Source organism: Corynebacterium sp. UMB0012 (assembly GCF_030216265.1).
Taxonomy (GTDB): Bacteria; Actinomycetota; Actinomycetes; order Mycobacteriales; family Mycobacteriaceae; genus Corynebacterium.
Genome location: NZ_JASOKQ010000022.1, coordinates 1 through 18,033, shown reverse-complemented (window position 1 = coordinate 18,033; position 18,033 = coordinate 1). Strand labels below are relative to the sequence as shown.

Genomic DNA, 18,033 nt, shown 5'->3' with positions numbered 1-18,033 from the left:
ACTAGCCGCGCTTCCTTACTAGGAGGGGCGGTGTAGTCTACTTATGGCACGATAAGAACTTTCAGTACCCCTAAGAGATAGACACAGTGAGCGCAGCAGATTCTTCGGCAGCAGCAGTACGCCGCACCAGCCCTAAAGCTAAGAAGCCAAAGACCATGTCCATTGGCGTGGTTTTGGAAACGCTGAATCAGCAATTCCCAGATGTCACGGTGTCTAAGATTCGCTTCCTCGAATCTGAGGGGCTCATCAGTCCACAGCGCACGGCCTCTGGCTATCGCCGCTTCACCCAAGAAGACGTGGACAGACTGCGGTATATTCTCACCACTCAGCGCGATAACTATACGCCGCTGAAGGTTATCCGCGAGCAGCTAGAAGCCATGGATTCCGGCCAGGTGACCGCCATTGTTTCTGCGGGAAATGCAGAAACCCTACTCTCGCCGCAGCAGTTTAGGGCCCCTGTGGTCACGCGCCTGACCGATGTAGAGGTAGCTACCCAAGCTAGTGCCAGCGAAGATGATGTAGCTTCCTTGGTTAAATATGGCCTCATCCGCCCAGATGCCGCAGGATTTTTCAATACCGACGACGTAGCCATTGTCTCTGCCGCGGTGGCCCTCAAAGCTTTTGGTTTTGGCGCCCGTGAACTCAAGTCCCTGCGTAATAACGCCCGCCGGCAGGCTGATTTGATTTCCCAGGCGGCAGCTCCCGTGGCACACTCAAACTCTGATACCGCGCATCAGAAAGCAGAGGAAATCTCCCAGCAAATGACCGCTCTAGTGGTCTCCTTGCACGCAACTCTGGTGAAGTCGGATCTGCGCGACGAATACCACTCCTAATACACACGTAATCCCGCGTTTGTGGGAGAGTGGTATTTATGAGTGATGTATCCCTAGAGTTTCACGGTATCCACCAGGTAGGCCCCGAAGACGATGTGTGCGCTGTGCTGCGCTGGCCGGAAGAGAACCGGTTGATCCCCGTGTGGATCTCCCCGATTGAAGGCATGCAACTAGCTGCCGCTTTAGACGGCCACCAGCCTAATCGTCCCACCTCGCACGATCTTATCTGCGAGGTACTAGAGGGCACTGGCGGGGTAGAGGCCATTGAAATTGCCAACTACCACCAGGGAACGTTCATGGTAGATATTAAGGCTCCGAACGGAGAGGTTTATGACTCTCGGTTGAGCGACGCACTTGCCGTATCCGAATATTTCCACGTCCCCATTTCAGCCGAGGCGGATCTCCTTGCCCAGGTTTCCGTATATGCCAGTGATGCAGACGTGAAAGAGTACTTCGACCTGGAAATTTCCACCCACGCCGCAGGCGATAATCTACCAGCCAGCGAAAACAATGATTCCTCGACCTCGGCGTCGGGAAATGCCCAGGCAGATGCGGATTTTGAAGCCATGATGAGGTCTTTGGGTATGGAGGAAAAGGATTTCCTATCGGGGGATGACGACGAAAAAAGTTAATGACACGCGTGTGACTAATGGTGACAATGGGGTTTGAGAAGTCTAAAGTTGTACTTGACAGTTGAGCAAGCAGCGCTTGACGGGCGTATGCGCTTGGCTTTTAATTGATCTTTAGAACTTCCAACAAACCCCATTGGAGTAATTACGTGAGCATTAACGAGGACTCCCAGTCCGAATCCACCTACGTACAGGAATCGCTTTTTGACGTCGGACCCGACGAAGAGGTGGGCTACCGCGTTCCCATCGCTTGCCAAGTTGCCGGCATCACCTACCGCCAGCTGGACTATTGGGCACGCACCAACCTGGTCAACCCTTCCATCCGCACGGCGCGCGGCTCCGGCTCCCAGCGCCTGTACTCCTTCAAGGATGTACTGGTGCTCAAGATTGTGAAGCGCCTCCTGGATACCGGCATCTCTCTGCAAAATATCCGATTGGCAGTTGAGTCCCTGCGGGATCGTGGTGTGAATGACCTAGCAGAGCTCACCCTCGTATCCGACGGCACTACCGTTTATGAGTGCCGTTCCAACGATGAGGTCATTGACTTGCTCGCCGGCGGCCAAGGCGTCTTCGGCATTGCAGTTCCGGGCATCTTGAAGGAGCTGTCCGGCACCATTTCTTCTTTCCCTTCGGAACGCATCGAAGACTTCGCCGAAGACAATGTAGTCGGCCTCGACGAGTTGGCCGCTCGTCGCAAGCGCAAGAGCTCCTAGGCTCGTCCACACAGAATCCACCCTCCTTCCCAGCTCACGGGGAAGCAGGGTGGATTTTTGATCTCTATCGCAATGAGTGCACCATCCAAGACAGTCTATTCCGCGCTGTGTGGCCTCGCGGGATCGAAGTCGAGCCCAGGCTTAGTACCCGAGCCGACTCTGTGTTTAGATCTGGTGCAGTGCCCGTAGTTCCGCGGTGTAGGAGAGCACTAGTCACAATAAGCCGACAAGAAAGGCACCGAACGAGGCGTCGTTCGGTGCCGTAGGCAAGGAAGAGTTGCGTATTAGACTCCTGCGGCCTTATTAATTGCTCCAGAGACCGTCGCTTCATCGGCTGAGTCAACAGAGGTGAAGCTATCAGCCGCGGACTTCAGTGCGGCATCGACATTGCCTTCACCGACATGGACGACGCTGAGGGAAACGTCCTTGGAGGCGGCGTCTTTAAGAGCGGACGTGAATTGCGCGTCACCCATGTCCTGCTCGGTACCAGTAGTTACCACGACCACGCGTGCCTTGTCGCCAGTTCCTGCGGCTTGATCGGCGGCATTGGCGATAGCTGCTACAACGGCGCTGCGTGTTTGTGGAACACCGCCAGTTCCAAAGCCACTGAGCGTGCTGGATACAGCGTTGCCATCACCAAAGCCTAGGTTTTGTCGGAAGCCAACCGTGGCGGTCTCGGAGATAGGAGAGGAGTAGTTCCACAAAGAAACTGCTCCGCCGTCAGCGGCTAGGTCAGAAGCAGTGGTGCCCAAGGCTTCGGATACAGGGCCGTACATCGGCGCCATGGCCGTAGAGGTATCCAAGAGCAGGAGCGTATTTGCCGCCATCGTCACATCGGGCTTGGGAGCTGCTGCGGAACTCGTCGCTGGAGCGGAGCTCTTCGGGGAAGAACTCTTGGGGGCAGCGGAGGTGGAAGCACTGGAAGCAGCTGTCGTACTGGTCTCCGGTGCGTCCTCGGTGCTGCTTTCCACTGCGGCGGGTGCGGCGGAGTCTTCGCCGTCGTCGTTGCCTGCGCCGCGCAAAAGGAAGACCACCAAGGCAATTATGGCCAGCAGCGCGATAATAGCCACCGCAATAACCCATCCCGCTACTGCGAAGCTATTTTTCCCGTTTGAATGCCGTGCCATGTGGTGTCTTCCTCCCAAACAAACTGCCGTTGTTAGTGGCTCATTCTAGCGGGGCAAGTGCTTGATCTATCACAGCGACAAGCCGGTCTCGCAGTGGTTTAGCTGTGAGCGCCAGCGTTCGTTGCCTCGAGACGTACTCGGCCTTGCCCTCAGGGGTCTCGATGGGTACCACGCCAAGTCCCCAATCACGGCAGTCATAAGGAGATGCCTCCATGTCAAGGATGCGCGCTTCAATCGCCAAATCCAGACATTCAAGGAAAAGTTCGCCTGGTACGAGAGGCCCCAGCTTCCAGGCCCACTTATATAGATCCATCGTGACGTGTACGCAGCCTGCCTGGTCATTGTCGGGCTGATCTTCACGATGCAGGACAGTGAGGTTAAGAGGGCGAGCAGGAGGGGTAAAGAACCGGAAGGCATCATAGTGAGAACACTTAATTGAGTGCTCATCGACAACCCGGTTGGTGCCGTCCGCACCGAGCCGCAAGGGCAGCGAATGACGCGGGGAATCTGTGTGGTAGACCATTGCCCATTCATGCAGACCGAAGCAGTCAAAGTGGACCGGATTGGTCGCGGAACGCCGAAGCAGATTGGAGATATAGCGAACCGAGTCACCACGACGCTCTAGAAAGCTGGCGAGGTCGACGGTGATGCCTTCTGAGGTGGCGTAATAATCCCGCCATTCAGCGTGCGGAGGAGTGCCTGCTAGCGCAGTTCCTACACCCGGGTGCCAGCGCTTAAGGTGAGAAGGACGTACGGGGTAGTACTCAAAGAGAAAATCGAAAACAGGGTGGTAGCTGCCAGGATGCCGGAAGCGCTCCAAGCGGTCTGTGGCTTGCTTTTCGTGTTCATGCTGTTGAGCACTCCAGTCCTCAGGGCTCAAGATGCGCATGAGCGTTTACCTCCTTGACTTAGCGGCGTCGGCGGCGGGCGACTTTGCCGCCTGAGCGGCGGCGTTGAGAGTTGGACTTCTTGATAGATTTCGCCGGTTTCTGGGGCGCGCTCTGCCCGGGTGGGGGAAGGGCAGGGCCATTGGGCTTGCGAGCGCCCGTAATCTCCTTAAGGATCGGTGCGCCAGCAGGATTGTCACGGTGAGAAATATCGTGCTCCGTAGCTGTGACCCCGGCTTTCTTAATGAGAGCGGCTACTTCTTTGCGTTGTTCATCCATGACCAAAGTGATCACGGTACCCGCAGCACCACCGCGTGCCGTGCGGCCGGCGCGATGGAGATAGGCTTTGTGCTCTGCGGGCGGATCGACGTGAACGACGAGTGAAACGTCCGCAATATCGATACCGCGGGCGGCAATATCGGTGGCGACCAAGACCGGAATGCTGCCATCGGCGAAGCCTTCGATTGCGCGGGTACGCGCGCCTTGGCCTTTATCGCCATGCAATGGATAAGCGTTGATGCCAGAGCGACGCAATTTCTTGACCTGCCTGTCCACGCCGTGCTTGGTGCGCATAAACATGATGGTTTTGCCTTGGCGGGCAGCGATGCGCAGCACCACCTCGTTGCGGGCGGGACGCTCGCCGACGAAAAAGAGGTGATGGGACATGGAATCCACTGCAGCTTGCACCGGGGCTGTGGAGTGGACCACCGGGTCATGGAGGAATTGCTCCACCAGCTTATTGACTTCGCCGTCAAGCGTCGCCGAAAACAGCAAGCGCTGGCCTTGCACCGGAGTTAGGCGCAGAAGCCTGCGTACCTGGGGCAAAAAGCCCATATCGGCCATCTGGTCGGCTTCATCCAGTGCAGTAATCTGGACCGCATCCAACTGCAGCTTGCCCTGGTCAATGAGATCCTGGGCACGGCCAGGGGTAGCAACAAGAACATCAACGGGGCGGGCGAGGGAGCGGATATGGTGATTAATGTTTACCCCGCCCACGACAGCGAGCACTCTTAAGCCCAGCGTTGCCGCAGGTTCATCAAGGCGCTGGTGAATTTGAGTAGCCAACTCGCGGGTGGGGGCGAGGATGAGCGCACGGGGATGAGCAGGCTTGGACGCGCCTGTTCCGGCAAGGCGGGCGAGCATAGGCAGGCCAAAGGTATAGGTTTTGCCCGACCCGGTTGGGCCGCGGCCGAGTACGTCTTTGCCTGCGAGGGCGTCGGGAATCGCGGCTTTTTGAATAGGAAACGGTTCGGTAATGCCTTGGTTGTGCAGAACGTGCACCAGGCGCTGGGGAAGGCCGAGATCGGCAAAAGTAGTCATCGCTTTCCCATCCTATCGGCAGCGTGTCGGATCGCCGCATTCAACGGGAAAGACCTGCTCGGAAACGTGATTGGGGCCCCGAAGGGCCCCTGAACACGTCACTGCGAATCTAGTCGGTCTGGGTCAGGCTGCGGTCACCGGACCACTCAATGTGGAAGGTGCCCGGCTTGTCGGTGCGCTTGAAGGTATGGGCGCCGAAGAAATCGCGCTGGCCCTGAATGAGAGCGGCCGGCAGGCGCTCGGCACGCAGGCTGTCGTAGTAGGAGAGGGACGACGCAAAGACCGGTGCCGGAAGTCCCAGCTGGGTAGCGGCGACGACCACGCGGCGCCAAGGGTCGATGAGGTCTTCCAGCTCGCCCTTGAAGTAGGGATCGAGGATGAGGGCGGGCAAGTCCGCGTTATTGTCATAGGCTGCCCGGATGCGATCCAAGAACTTGGCGCGGATGATGCAGCCGCCGCGCCAGATGGTTGCTAGATCGCGCGGGTCAACGTCCCAACCAAATTCTTCGGATCCTGCCTTAATCTCGTCAAAGCCCTGGGAGTAAGCAATGAGCTTGGCGGCATAGAGCGCGCGGCGCACATCCTCGATGAACTCGGCCTTGTCCACGTCCAGGGCCTTGATGGTGCCGGCGGGAAGCTGGCCTTCTTGGGCGGCGCTGCGCTGCGCGGTGGAGGAGGACAGCGCGCGGGCGAAGACGGATTCGGCAATACCGGTAATCGGAACGCCGAGCTCCAATCCATTGATGGCAGTCCACCGGCCGGTGCCCTTCTGGCCGGCGGCGTCCACGATGACGTCTACAAGCGGGGCGCCAGTCTCCGGATCCTTTTGGGCCAGAACCTCGGCGGTGATTTCAATGAGGTAGGAATCAAGGTCGCCGGAGTTCCATTCGCGGAATACCTCTGCGATTTCGGCCGGCTCCATGCCTGCGCCATAGCGCAGCAGCTGATAAGCCTCGCCGATGACCTGCATATCGGCGTACTCGATGCCATTGTGGACCATCTTGACAAAGTGGCCGGCGCCGTCCGGACCAATGTGGGTTACACACGGGGTGCCATCCACATTCGCAGCGATGGACTCAAGAATCGGGCCGAGGGTCTCCCACGACTCCTTGGGGCCGCCGGGCATGATGGAGGGGCCATTGAGCGCGCCCTCCTCGCCGCCGGAGATTCCGGCGCCGACGAAATGCTTGCCGCGGGCGGCTACGTCCTTCTCGCGGCGAATGGTGTCAGTGAACAAGGCATTTCCGCCGTCGATGATGATATCGCCATCATCCATGGCCTCGGCCAGCTGATCGATGACCGCATCGGTGGCCTTGCCAGCCTTGACCATGATGATTGCCTTGCGTGGGCGCTCCAAAGAAGCCACAAAGTCCTCGATGGATTCCGAAGGCACGAAGTTGCCTTCTTCACCGTGGGTCTCAATGAGCGCATGGGTCTTTTCAGGGCTGCGGTTATACACCGCTACGGTATTGCCGTTGCGGGCAAAGTTACGGGCCAAATTAGAACCCATGACCGCCAATCCCACGACGCCAATCTGAGCAAGTTCATTCTTATCAGTCATGCTGCCTATCCTACGTCACTAGGATGCGAGGCTGGCATCAATGGCTAGGCTGGTGGACTATGTCGGATACGCAGAAACTCAATGACTTGCTCCACCTCGCGCACACGCGAGTGCTCAATGCAGAAGAACTGGAGTCTCTCAATGCCTTAAACGGCGGCCTTGCGGCATTGCTAGGACTGCAGTTCACCTACGTGGGCCCGCGCGAGGCCCGGGCGACACTGCAGGTGCTGCCGGAGCATCACCAGCCCTGGGGAGTAGCCAACGGCGGGTTGTATTGCTCTATCGCAGAAACCGTGGCCTCCATTGCCAGCGTGGCGGCTGCCGACGCTCCCGCGGTCGGCGTCAATAACTCCAGCGACTTTATTCGATCCACAGGTGAGGGCGAGTTAGAAGCCGTGGCTACGCCAGTGCAGCTAGGCGGCCGCACCCATGTGTGGAGCGTCGAGATGCGGCAAGGCCGCGAGCTTATCGCCCGCACCACCTTGCGCACAATGATTCTGCGCTAGTTTACCCGAGCGGCGGTAAAAGACATGCCGTGGGCGGAAAGCCGCTGCAGATAAGGCTTTCCAAGTCCGGTGGCCGGGGTGAGTACGCCGCCTGCGCGGTTAGTACCGGAGCGCGAATCGAGCAAGCAGAGCGCAGCCTGGCTCAGCATCATGGCGGTGACTTCATAGCCTGGGTCGCCTTGTGCTGACACAGTTGCTCGCCAGCGTTCGCCATCTTCGGTAATGCCGTGGTGGCTGACTTGGAAATGCGCACCGCTAGGTCCGGGTGTGGGCAGAACCTTTTCCACCAGTGGGCGCAGGCGCGACTGAGTGCCATCAAAAAGTAGCTTGGTGGCGAGCGCCAGCCCATAGGCGCGTGCGCGACCGAGAAGACCGGTGCCAGCCCACCATGCTTCCTTGTAAAACAGGCGTGTGCCCCACGCGCGCCCCAGCAGAGCGTTAGAGCGGCGCACCACGCGGGTATTGAACATGGACATGAAAAAGGGGCCTACCCAGCCCACACCGTCGACTTCTTTAATTTCGAAGTCCTTCTGGAGGCCGTCTAAGCGTGGCCCGGCCTTGGGATCCGGGTCCAGGGAGTAAGGATTGTGCAGGTTGCGGGCTACCTCTTTATCCGCGTGCGCGGCATGCGAGACCTGCAGGGAAGACTCGATGGTGCCCGGAGAGATTCCGCCTTTGAGCTTGTCGACGACCATCTGTACTCGTGCAAACGGCTTTCCTGCCGCCTGGTAGAGATTGAGCATGCCAATATCTGAGGGCACGGAATCAAAGCCGCAGGAGTGAACGATGCGCGCACCCGTGGATTGGGCGGTGGCGTGGTGGGAATCGATGCTGCGGCGAATAAAGGGAACCTCACCGCAGAGGTCAACATAGTCCACGCCATGGCGCGCGCAGGCGGCAACGACGTGGCCGCCATACAGGCTGTAGGGGCCGACCACGGTGATAAGCACCTTGGTACCTTCCACCATGCGCTCCACAGCGGCGGCATCATCGGCGGCGGCGATGGCGATGTCCCAGTGCGGATTGAGTTCATCGCGCAGCGCGGCTAGCACCGGTCGGTTCCGGCCGGCCAGAGTCACAGAGGGCGCGTTAATCGAGGCAAGGTAGCGCGCCACCAATTGGCCGACCAGCCCGGTAGCGCCATAAACAGTGATATCGCTCATAGCGCACCAGCGTACCGGAGGGATTAGAGCCAGTGGTTCTTTCGGAACCAAGCCCACAGGCCCACAACGACCAAGATCATGATGATAATCGCCATGGGGTATCCCAGCGCCCAGTGTAGCTCCGGCATAATGTCGAAGTTCATGCCGTAGATACCCGCCACCAGGGTAGGCGCGGCCCACATGCCTACGACCGCGGAAATGGTGCGCATATCCGAGTTCTGTTGCATCGTTACCTTGGCTACCGAGGCGTCGATAAGCGAGGTAAGGCGCTCATCGAAGCTGGATACTTGGTCCTTGACCACGAGCTCATGGTCGTTGACATCGCGCAGGTAGGAGCGCAGTTGCTTTGAAATTAGATCCTTGTGGTCCGAGACCATGGATTTCAGTGCCACCGAAAGTGGGTCAATGGCATGCTTCATCTCCAGCACCTCACGCTTGAACATGTAGATGCGGTCTACATCAAACTTGAGGTTCGGGGTAAAGATTTCTTCTTCCAGCTCATCGACCTCGATACTGATAAGGCGGGAAATCTCCGAGTAGCGGTCCACCATCATGTCCAGGATCTTCCAGGCCATGGCCACTGGGCCGAGCTCCACCAAGTCCTGCTCATCTTCCACCGTATATGCCAGGTTGGGCAGCTTTGCCCCGTGGCGGACGGTGATGATGAAGTTGGAGCCCATAATCATCTGGATCTCGCCGGTAGAAATGATCTGGCGCTTATCCGTGACCTCATCATGATCGCGGTAGTTCACCGAACGCGCGACCACGAAGAGCTGATCATCGTAGCGTTCGAGCTTAGGGCGTTGATGGGCCATAACGGCGTCTTCTACGATGAGTTCGTGGATGCCAAACTGGGAGGCCACTTTGGTCATCTGGGACTCATAGGGCTCATGCAGGCCTACCCAAATAAATCCGCGGCCGTATTCCTCAATGGCTTCCAGCGCGGAGCTGGTGGAATACTCCCCGGGAAGCGCCTCGCCATCCACAAAGACGCGGCAATGTTCGATGGCGCGCTCCGGCGGTACCGCCAGGGAAGTGGGCTTACTAGGAGGCTCGGGTTTCTTGCGGCCCCTAAAGGGCGAAGGTACGGATGGCATCTTTTCAGCCTCCTTTGCGCGGTTGTGCGGGTATTTTCCCAATGGGCAGGCGGCGATTTTACGCAGCGGGTAAATCTTACACCGATGCCGGGTAATATAATCGAATCTATGCCTACGTGGAAAGAAGTAACCGAAGCTAATCCCGAGCACTCTCATAACTTTGCCCGCAAATGGAAGGTGCTTGCCGCACAGGGGAAAGACATTAATGGCGAGGCCCGGCTTATCGACGCCATGGTGGAGCGCAACTCCACCATCCTCGATGCCGGCTGTGGCACCGGCCGCGTCGGCGGCGAGCTGCTTCGCCGTGGCCATAGCGTTGTAGGCGTCGACGTAGACCCCATTCTCATCGAGCACGCTGAGCACGATTTCTCAGAGGGGCAATGGTTCGTGGGAGACCTGTGCGAGGAAGAGGTGCCAGAAGGTCCCTTTGATATCGCCGTGTCTGCCGGCAATGTCATGGGCTTTCTAGCAAAGGAAGGCCGCGAGCCCGCTCTGCGCAATATCTATAATTCTCTCAAGCCCGGTGGTCGCCTCGTCACCGGCTTCGGCGAGGGCCGTGGCTGGGAATTTTCTGATTTCCTCGACATGGCGCAGAAGGTGGGCTACCGAGTCGACTTCACTTTCTCCTCGTGGGACATGAAGCTCTTCTCGGAGCATTCCACCTTCTTAGTCGCCGTTCTTTCGCGCCCTGGGTCGGACTTGCTGGCCTAAAAGCGCCTATCGGCTTGGTCGAAGAAGTCGACCTCATGGTGGCTGGCGGTGATATAGGCGCGCTCGGCCCGGAGGCGGGTGCACTCATCCGCCCCGGCGAGGGCTTGTTCGACGATGTCGAGGCTCGCGCGAACCCCGTTAAGGAAGTCCTCGCCGCCGTACATGGAGAGCCATGAGTGATAGGGGTGTTCGGGGGAATCAAATTCTGCGAGGTGGAGGCCTACTTCTGCATATAGCCAGTAGCAGGGCAGTACCGCCGCAGCGCCCACCACGTAGTCATCCGTGTGCGTCGAACGGATCAGGAAATCCGTATAGGCGCTAGTTACCCGGGAGGCTGCAGTCGTAATATCGCTCTCGAGCCAGCCCCGGTGCAGCTCGGCCTCCACCGCCAAGCAATCATGCGCTCCCTCAGCCCAGTGCAGTTGCTGTGCCGCTTCCGGGGCTTGGCTGGCGAGGCGAGCCAATGCCTTGGAATAAGCATTCAGATACTGGGCATCTTGGTCGAGGTAGAAGCCAAAGGCATCCTTTTCCAACGCTCCCGTGCCCAAGGCCCGAATAAAGGGCAGCGCCTTGATCGCCTCCCAGTGATCCCCGGCTAGGTTCCACAGGCGTTGCGTATGCGGGCCGGCCGCGGGAACGCGGGGCTGGTCGACGCTTTCCGGTTCTACCAGCTTGCCGGATAAGTACGGCTGAGGCAGGGTAGAGGCCGCCTGCATGAGACGCTGCGAGCGGTGCAGATGGTCCACGGGTCCGTGTCCCTTGCCCACGTGAAGCGCATCCGCATTAGCAATCGCCTCGTGCAGCCATTGGGTGGACCACGCCAGAGCTGCCGCGGGGCTATCGCCGGCTCCCAGGCGGGTGGCTAGGGCAGAAGAAAGGGAACAGCCAGTTCCGTGCGTATTCTTCGTGTCCACTCGGCTTGCGGCAACGCGGTGTACCAACCCATCCGCATTGACCACCGCATTGTCGGCGATGTCGGCATGAAGGTGCCCGCCCTTGACGACGACCGCGGTATTAGCAGCCTTTGCCCACTCCTTTGCCGTGGCAATCGCCTCTTCTAGGTCGCTCGCCTCGTCCGTCTGGGTAAGGACTGCCAATTCCTTCAAGTTCGGGGTGATGAGATCCACCTGGGAGCAGAGATCGCGCACGGCCTGTTCTGCTTCCTTCTCCAGCAGGCGATCTCCGCTGGTAGCCACCATGACCGGATCAAGTACCACGGGGACATCGTCCGGCAGGCGCCGCAGGAAGTCTGCGACCTTGGCGGTAATGGCGGCGTCGGCAAGCATGCCAATCTTTACCGCATCAATCTCCACATCGTCGATGACGGAGTCTAGCTGCTCCTGCAGAAAGTCCACCGGTGGTATGTGGACGCTGCGAACACCCTGAGTGTTTTGAGCCACCAACGCCGTCACGACGCTCATACCGTAGCCGCCTGCGGCAGAGATGGATTTCAAATCGGCTTGAATGCCGGCTCCGCCGGTGGGATCAGTACCGGCAATGGATAGTACTCGGGGATAGATGCCTTTAGCCATGGAAAGCCTCCTTAAGGTGGGCGGCGGCTGCTGCGGGGTCCTCGGCCGCCATGATGTCGCTGACTACGCAGATTCCGGCAAACTCGCTGCCCGCCAGCTCGTGCGCATTATGGGTCTTGATTCCGCCGATGGCGACGGACTCGATGCCACGCTCACATGCGGCGTGAGCGAGTGCTGCGGCCGCAGCCGTACCCATGCCGGCTGGGGCGTTTTTCTTCGTTGCAGTCGAATGCACGGGCCCGATGCCGATGACGTCTGGGCGCGCATCGTCCGCAATAGCAGCAAGCTCCTCGTTACTGCCGATGGATAAGCCAATAAGCTGTCCCTCACCCAGCTTCTCTCGGGCCTCGCGAAAAGCCATATCATCCTGCCCAATGTGCAGGTGGCAGCCGAGCTTTGCTGCCACCTCTACGCGGTCATTGATGAATAGCGGGACATCGCCCAGTACGTCAAGCAATTCGCGTGCGGTGCGCTCGATCTGTTCATCGCTAGCTTCCTTGTCCCGGAGCTGGACAACGGTAACACCGCCGCGTACAGCCTCCTGCACGATGGGGACCACGTTGTCTCGCCCGCCAGCCAGATCTGGATCGGTGACCAGGTAGAGCGTCCAGTCAATAGACACTTAAACCTCCTCTAGGTCAGTGAGCTTGACCAGGCCCTCGATATCCGCGGTCGGAACATCGTAGAGCGCATCCAGCCAAGCAACGGCAAAGGAGCCGGGGGCGTGGTGTTTTTCGGCGGCCACGCTACCTGCTGCGCCAACGTGCGCGTGGGCGGCGATAATCGCTTCGAAAGGATCCTCCCACGCTGCCAGATATGCGGCGCAGATAGCACCAAGCGAGCAGCCCGTACCGATGACGTTCTGGAGCATCGGGTGCCCCGATTCGAGGTAGACGGCACGCGTTGTATCGCCGACATGGACGATAAGATCCCGCGGGCCGGAAATAGCCACGACGGCGCCGGTATCCCGGGAAAGTGCTACTGCCGAGTCCAAGGCGGCTTCCACGCCATCGGTAGATTCGACGCCTCGGCCGCCCTGCCCGGTACCTGCGAGGGCGATGATTTCTGATGCGTTGCCACGAATTGCGCCCGGGCCAAGTGGCAGCACTTCGCGCATGAATTCGGTGCGTTGGCTCAGGCCGCCGGCGCCTACCGGATCGAGTACCCAAGGGGTTTGCGCGGACCTCGCCCCAGCGATGGCCTCGCGCATGCCGCCGTATTGCTCGGAGCTGGGCGTGCCGCAATTGATGAGTACGCCGCTGGCTACTTGCGCGAATTCGCGCGATTCCTCCGGCGTATCGACCATCGCCGGGCTAGCCCCGATGGCCAGCAGGGCATTGGCGGTGACGTTACTGACGACCCTATTGGTCAAACATTGAATAAGCGGCGTGGACTCGCGCACAGCGTCGTGTGCGCGCAGAAAAGCATAATCCACAACTATCCCTTCGCTAGTTCTAACTGAGTGCAGGTTCGATGGGTATTTCTCAGCCGCACCATGTGCGGCACCCCATGTTGCGTGTCTTAGCCTAACAAAGGTCACGGAAACTATGTGCGAAAATCGGCGTTCGGTCGCCCCAGCAGTGGCATCGCCGGCGCTAGCAGCAGATCGCCCAGGAAAATAAAAATCGCCGCCCAGAGCCTGCTTTGCAGCAGGTGGGGCGGCGATGCGAGCGAGGAGGTATTACTTCTCGTTCTTGTTAATGATATTGCGTGCGATGCGCTGCTGGGTGGTGATCTCCAGATTGCCGCGATCGCGGGAGAGGATATTGGTTGCCCAGTTAACCAGCACGGCCAAGCGGCTGCGCAGACCAATAACGTAGGTCAGGTGCAGGCCAAGCCATGCTACCCAACCGGCAAAGCCACCGAACTCGGTCTTGCCCAGCTTAACGACGGCGTTGAAGCGCTTGACGATGGCCATGGAGCCCTTGTCAAAGTAGTCGAAGGCTTCCTTCTCATTAGCGGTAGATTCCTCGTCCACCTTGGCCTGAATGAGCTTAGCGACGTGCGCGCCGCCCTGGATTGCAACCTGTGCCAGACCCGGCAGGCGGTTGAGGGAGATCATGTCACCGACCATGTAGACGTTATTGTGCTCGCCCACGGTCAGGTCCTCGTTCACGGAGACGCGACCTGCGCGGTCTGCCTCGACGCCAGCCTGCTCTGCAACCATCTTGCCCAGCGGGGAAGCGGCCACACCAGCAGACCAGATCTTGGTAGCACCCGTCAGGGTGGTCTCCTCCTCGGTCTTCATGTCCTTGTAGGTGACGGTGTCCGCGGTTACATCGGTCACCATAGCGTTCAGGTGCACCTGTACGCCTTCCTTTTCCAAGGTGCGCTGAGCCTTGCGGCCTAGGCGCTTACCAAATGGCGGCAGTACCTGTGGGGCGCCATCGAGCAGGTAAATCTTGGCAGAGGTGGTGCCGTAGTTGGAGTAGACATCGTTGAGGGTACGGTTTGCCAATTCGGCAATCTGGCCGGTGAGCTCAACGCCGGTTGGGCCAGCACCAACGATGATGAAGGTGAGCAGGCGCTCGCGTTCTGCGGGGTCGTCGGTAAGCTCAGCCTTTTCAAACGCCGAGATGATGCGAGAGCGCAGCTCCAAAGCATCGTCCAAGGTCTTCATGCCTGGGGCGAATTCAGCGAAGTGGTCGTTGCCAAAGTAGGACTGACCGGAACCTGCGGCGACAACCAGGGAGTCATAAGCATAGGTGCGGGAGAACTCGTCCTGCTCGGCGGTCACCGTCTGATCCGCCAGGTTGATATCAGTTACCTCAGCGTTGACGAAGTGGACGTTGTCCTGATCGCGCAGCAGCTGGCGGGTGGAAGGGGCAACCTCACCGGCAGAAATCATGCCGGTTGCTACCTGGTACAGCATCGGCTGGAACAGGTGGTGGTTCTTCTTATCGATGAGGGTGATTTCCACATCGGCGTTCTTCAGCTTCTGAACGGTGTTGAGACCACCGAAGCCGGCGCCAACCACGACGACGTGGTGACGGCCGCCGTTAGGACGATAAGGGGTATCAGTCATGGATTTAATGCGACCTTCCTTAAGAAAGCTAATGTTTAGTACCCATACAGTCTAAACACTTCAAACAGAACGCGCATACTTAATGACTGATAAACTTCCGCCGCTGCGTTGCGGTTTCCGTGGGAAGAACCGGCGCGGCTGTGCGGAGCGCCTAAACCGGGGTGCGCACAAAGCTGACTAAGGTTGTTCCAGATAGTGACTTCCTCCGCCCACCAAGGAGCGCACCTGGCATTATGACTTTTACCCGCCCTGAGCATTTGAGCTCTATCGATGCAGAATCCTGGCCCAATGTGGCTACGGTGCCCGCACCTCGTTGGCCTGGAATGAAAGCCCGCCGGGCAGAGGCTGAATTTGCCAAGGCCTGCGATGATGCCGGACTAGAACTAGACCTCGAAGCCGAAGGCGGACCAGATCTCAAGGTGGGGCATGATGCCTTGTTTGAGCGCATTGCCGCTAGCGGTTGGCTGGGATTTGCGGAAAGTTATATGGCAGGAGAGTGGACCGTTACCTCTTCCTCGCAGCTGGTAAAGGTGCTCGGCCGCCTATTGGGAGTGGGTTACCTTCCCAAAGCCAAGATGCTAGGTGCTGGTAAGTCGGAGCCAGGGGAGCTGCCTCTGGAATTGGTTCGGCTCTATGCCGGCGATGGATTAAGCCATGTAGGTGGGATATTTTCCAGTGGCGTACCGACCACCATTAGGGAAACGGTGGAAAGCTATAGCCCTAAGGCTGGGCGCAAGGAGCCGAAGAGCCACTTCGTCGATGTCACGACGCTGAGTGAGCCCACGAGTGTGGACAGGGATGACCTAGGAGATGCGCAGCGCCGCGCAGCGGATTGGCTGCTAGACGCTACCCGTACCGGCGCCGGAACCCACCTGTTGGTGTACCCGGCTGCCGGAATGCAGCCCGCGATGCGGGCGACTAAGCGGCGCGCTACAGTGGACGTTTTGACAAGTGATGTGGACCAAATGAGCCACATGCGCGAGGCCCTCGTATTCGAGGGAGCAGACGATTCCATCCATGTCGAGCGCATTCCCGGCGTCGTCCCGAACCCCAAGCAGTGGCACGGGCACTATGACGCCATCGTCACCGTAGAAAAGGTAGAACAACTCAGCGCTAGTGAGCGCAAGGAGTACATCCGCGCAGTCGACCGCTTCTTGACGCCTGATGGCCGGGCAGGAATCCAGTCCATCGTGGCGACCGAGTCGATGACTGAGGCCGGTAGGGCCTCGCTTCAGGCTTTGCGAGCCTATGTGTGGCCGGGGTTGGACTATCCGCTCACCACCGAGATGCACCAGCTAGTAGATAAGAACTCCAACCTGCGCATCGTGTCCGAAACACACGTGGGCACCCATTACCTGGAGTCCCTGCGCCAGCAGCGATCCTTTTTTGATGGGCACCTACGGGAGGCAGCGGCCGCTGGATTCGACCCAGTCTTCCGCCGCTTGTGGACCTTCCAATTTGCCCTCCGCGAGGCCCTTATGACGCTCGGGATGATTGACTCGGTGCAATTTGGGTTGGCCCACCGCAACCGCGGGGGCCGGCGTTAGGCGGCCGGCCGTAAGGCGGGCGGCCCTTAGGCCGGAGGCAGCTCGTCGAAGTTCTTCATCAGATCCGCGCTGGGCACAAAGAAATTGGTGCCTGTAAGCGCAGTGGAGAAGTCCAAGATGCGGTCGTAGTTTCCCTCCGGCTTGCCAATGAACATATTGCGCAGGCGCTCCATGACGTTTTCTGGGTCCTTGGCATAACCAATGAAGTAAGTACCCATCTCACCCGCGGCGAAAGAGCCAAAGACCATGTTCTCGCGGTAAATATCTTCCTCTAGGTCATTGAGGGCTACGTGAGAATTAGTGGGCTTGGTATCGTCATCCAACTCGATATCGTCGGCCTTGGTGCGGCCGATGACCTTTTCTTGCTCCTCGGTGCTCAGCTCGTTCCACTTGGCTAGGTCGTGGATATATTTTTGGACGGTGACATAGGAGCCACGGGGGTAGTCGGCGTCGTCGCCAAGCAGCACGGTATCTAAAGCCTCTTCGGCGAGGGGATTGGCGGTGCCATCCACAAAGCCCAGCAAGTCGCGCTGGTCTAGGTACTTGAAACCTTGGGTCTCATCGATCACCCTGGCGGCATCGCCCAGCTGATCCAGTACCTGGCGGGCCATCTCATGGCACAGGTCATAGTTATTTGCACGGAAGTGGAGAAGAATATCGCCTGGCGTGGCCGGGGCCTTATGCGCGGCGTCAATTGCCTCAAATTCCTTCAGGCGTTCCGGCATCGGTGCGCTGGTCAGACGCGGCCACATGGAAGCACCAATGCCGACTACGGTATAAAGCTCGCCTTCGTTGTAGCGGAAGTTAACGGACTTAAACAGTCCGGCAAACCCCGTGAGCATATCGCGAGTGGCTTGCTCGCCGCCGTCCTTGATTTCAAGGACGAGGAAGAGAGCTGCGCGGGAAGGCTTATCTACTACGTGCTGAATCGTCATGTTGTCGATTTTACGCACCCTGTGGAGATGAGGTCCGTTCGCCGGCTTGGAATCGCCCCTGATAGAGACCTGCTTGGCCGTTATATGCGCTAGTGTGCATTTTGGTTGAAAACTAACCGATAGCCGGGTGAGAAGATGTGGACATGGATACGAAGAAGCAGAAGAAAAAGAACCGCGCGGATCTTCGTATTGTTTGCGCGGAAAGACGATTCATATGATGAGTCTTTTGCAGGAGTTGCGCTGACGCGCGCTCAAGAAAAAGCGATGGGACAATGTGTAGACCGCTCAGGGGTAACCTGTTGGACTGAAGAGGCACACCTGCGTGGGTGGAAAGGTCCACTGGATGTAGAACACCATCCGGAAGTGGCTTAGAGAGTGTCCGATTCTTTGTGTGCGGAGGCTTGGTTTACAAGTAATCTGCGAATCGGTTGGGGTAAGCCACGGCTA

17 protein-coding genes and 1 riboswitch are annotated in these 18,033 nt (G+C 58.7%); of the genes, 6 read left to right on the top strand and 11 right to left on the bottom strand.

Annotation, left to right across the window (positions count from 1 at the left end):
• The first annotated feature begins 86 nt into the window (after positions 1-86).
• From QP324_RS09885 to QP324_RS09875, 3 genes are all read left to right on the top strand, one after another.
• Positions 87-833 (top strand): MerR family transcriptional regulator, encoded by a 747-nt coding sequence (locus tag QP324_RS09885; protein ID WP_049378120.1) that lies wholly within the window; start codon positions 87-89, stop codon positions 831-833.
• A 38-nt stretch (positions 834-871) separates the two neighbouring features.
• Positions 872-1,465 carry a bifunctional nuclease family protein gene (locus tag QP324_RS09880; RefSeq protein WP_225746973.1) on the top strand — a complete coding sequence of 198 codons (594 nt, stop codon included), beginning with the start codon at positions 872-874 and terminating at the stop codon, positions 1,463-1,465.
• 146 nt (positions 1,466-1,611) lie between these two features.
• Entirely contained in the window at positions 1,612-2,175 is a 564-nt protein-coding gene (locus tag QP324_RS09875; RefSeq protein WP_204609122.1) for a MerR family transcriptional regulator, read from the top strand.
• 284 nt (positions 2,176-2,459) lie between these two features.
• Here QP324_RS09875 and QP324_RS09870 read toward each other — a convergent pair whose 3' ends face one another.
• From QP324_RS09870 to gndA, 4 genes are all read right to left on the bottom strand, one after another.
• On the bottom strand, positions 2,460-3,302 hold the full coding sequence (locus tag QP324_RS09870; protein WP_284815940.1) for a hypothetical protein: 843 nt from the start codon (positions 3,300-3,302) through the stop codon (positions 2,460-2,462).
• 40 nt (positions 3,303-3,342) lie between these two features.
• Positions 3,343-4,191: a 3-methyladenine DNA glycosylase gene (locus QP324_RS09865; protein ID WP_284815938.1), complete on the bottom strand. Its 849-nt coding sequence runs from the start codon at positions 4,189-4,191 to the stop codon at positions 3,343-3,345.
• A 19-nt stretch (positions 4,192-4,210) separates the two neighbouring features.
• Positions 4,211-5,509, bottom strand: coding sequence for a DEAD/DEAH box helicase (locus QP324_RS09860; RefSeq protein WP_284815935.1), 1,299 nt, complete (start codon positions 5,507-5,509; stop codon positions 4,211-4,213).
• A gap of 109 nt (positions 5,510-5,618) precedes the next feature.
• Positions 5,619-7,070, bottom strand: coding sequence for an NADP-dependent phosphogluconate dehydrogenase (gene gndA, locus QP324_RS09855; protein WP_284815933.1), 1,452 nt, complete (start codon positions 7,068-7,070; stop codon positions 5,619-5,621).
• 59 nt (positions 7,071-7,129) lie between these two features.
• Here gndA and QP324_RS09850 point away from each other — a divergent pair, with 59 nt between their 5' ends.
• Positions 7,130-7,576: a PaaI family thioesterase gene (locus tag QP324_RS09850; protein ID WP_239278834.1), complete on the top strand. Its 447-nt coding sequence runs from the start codon at positions 7,130-7,132 to the stop codon at positions 7,574-7,576.
• Here QP324_RS09850 and QP324_RS09845 read toward each other — a convergent pair.
• Positions 7,573-8,739 (bottom strand): trans-acting enoyl reductase family protein, encoded by a 1,167-nt coding sequence (locus tag QP324_RS09845; RefSeq protein ID WP_239278833.1) that lies wholly within the window; start codon positions 8,737-8,739, stop codon positions 7,573-7,575. The genes QP324_RS09850 and QP324_RS09845 overlap by 4 nt on opposite strands.
• A gap of 23 nt (positions 8,740-8,762) precedes the next feature.
• Complete coding sequence (locus QP324_RS09840) at positions 8,763-9,836, bottom strand: magnesium and cobalt transport protein CorA (RefSeq protein WP_284768992.1); 1,074 nt, start codon at positions 9,834-9,836, stop codon at positions 8,763-8,765.
• A 108-nt stretch (positions 9,837-9,944) separates the two neighbouring features.
• Here QP324_RS09840 and QP324_RS09835 point away from each other — a divergent pair, with 108 nt between their 5' ends.
• The gene (locus QP324_RS09835; protein ID WP_239278830.1) at positions 9,945-10,547 is read left to right on the top strand and encodes a bifunctional 2-polyprenyl-6-hydroxyphenol methylase/3-demethylubiquinol 3-O-methyltransferase UbiG; all 603 of its coding nucleotides are present in this window, start codon (positions 9,945-9,947) and stop codon (positions 10,545-10,547) included.
• Here QP324_RS09835 and QP324_RS09830 read toward each other — a convergent pair.
• The 4 genes from QP324_RS09830 to QP324_RS09815 all read right to left on the bottom strand — a co-directional run bounded on the left by QP324_RS09830 (position 10,544) and on the right by QP324_RS09815 (position 15,104).
• Positions 10,544-12,079 (bottom strand): bifunctional hydroxymethylpyrimidine kinase/phosphomethylpyrimidine kinase, encoded by a 1,536-nt coding sequence (locus QP324_RS09830; RefSeq protein ID WP_284815932.1) that lies wholly within the window; start codon positions 12,077-12,079, stop codon positions 10,544-10,546. The genes QP324_RS09835 and QP324_RS09830 overlap by 4 nt on opposite strands.
• Entirely contained in the window at positions 12,072-12,701 is a 630-nt protein-coding gene (thiE, locus tag QP324_RS09825; RefSeq protein WP_284815931.1) for a thiamine phosphate synthase, read from the bottom strand. The genes QP324_RS09830 and thiE overlap by 8 nt, the downstream gene beginning before the upstream one ends.
• Entirely contained in the window at positions 12,702-13,514 is an 813-nt protein-coding gene (thiM, locus tag QP324_RS09820; protein WP_284815930.1) for a hydroxyethylthiazole kinase, read from the bottom strand.
• A riboswitch (TPP riboswitch) is annotated at positions 13,502-13,599 on the bottom strand. (Overlaps the previous gene by 13 nt.)
• Before the next feature lie 161 nt (positions 13,600-13,760).
• Positions 13,761-15,104, bottom strand: a complete 1,344-nt coding sequence (locus QP324_RS09815; RefSeq protein ID WP_005324756.1) for an NAD(P)/FAD-dependent oxidoreductase — start codon at positions 15,102-15,104, stop codon at positions 13,761-13,763.
• A gap of 233 nt (positions 15,105-15,337) precedes the next feature.
• On the opposite strand from QP324_RS09815, the gene QP324_RS09810 reads away from it, so the two are divergent.
• Positions 15,338-16,651 carry a class I SAM-dependent methyltransferase gene (locus QP324_RS09810; RefSeq protein WP_284815929.1) on the top strand — a complete coding sequence of 438 codons (1,314 nt, stop codon included), beginning with the start codon at positions 15,338-15,340 and terminating at the stop codon, positions 16,649-16,651.
• Between the two features lie 26 nt (positions 16,652-16,677).
• Here the strand turns inward: QP324_RS09810 and QP324_RS09805 are convergent, their stop codons facing one another.
• Positions 16,678-17,586 (bottom strand): Dyp-type peroxidase, encoded by a 909-nt coding sequence (locus QP324_RS09805; protein ID WP_284815928.1) that lies wholly within the window; start codon positions 17,584-17,586, stop codon positions 16,678-16,680.
• Positions 17,587-18,033: the final 447 nt, after the last annotated feature.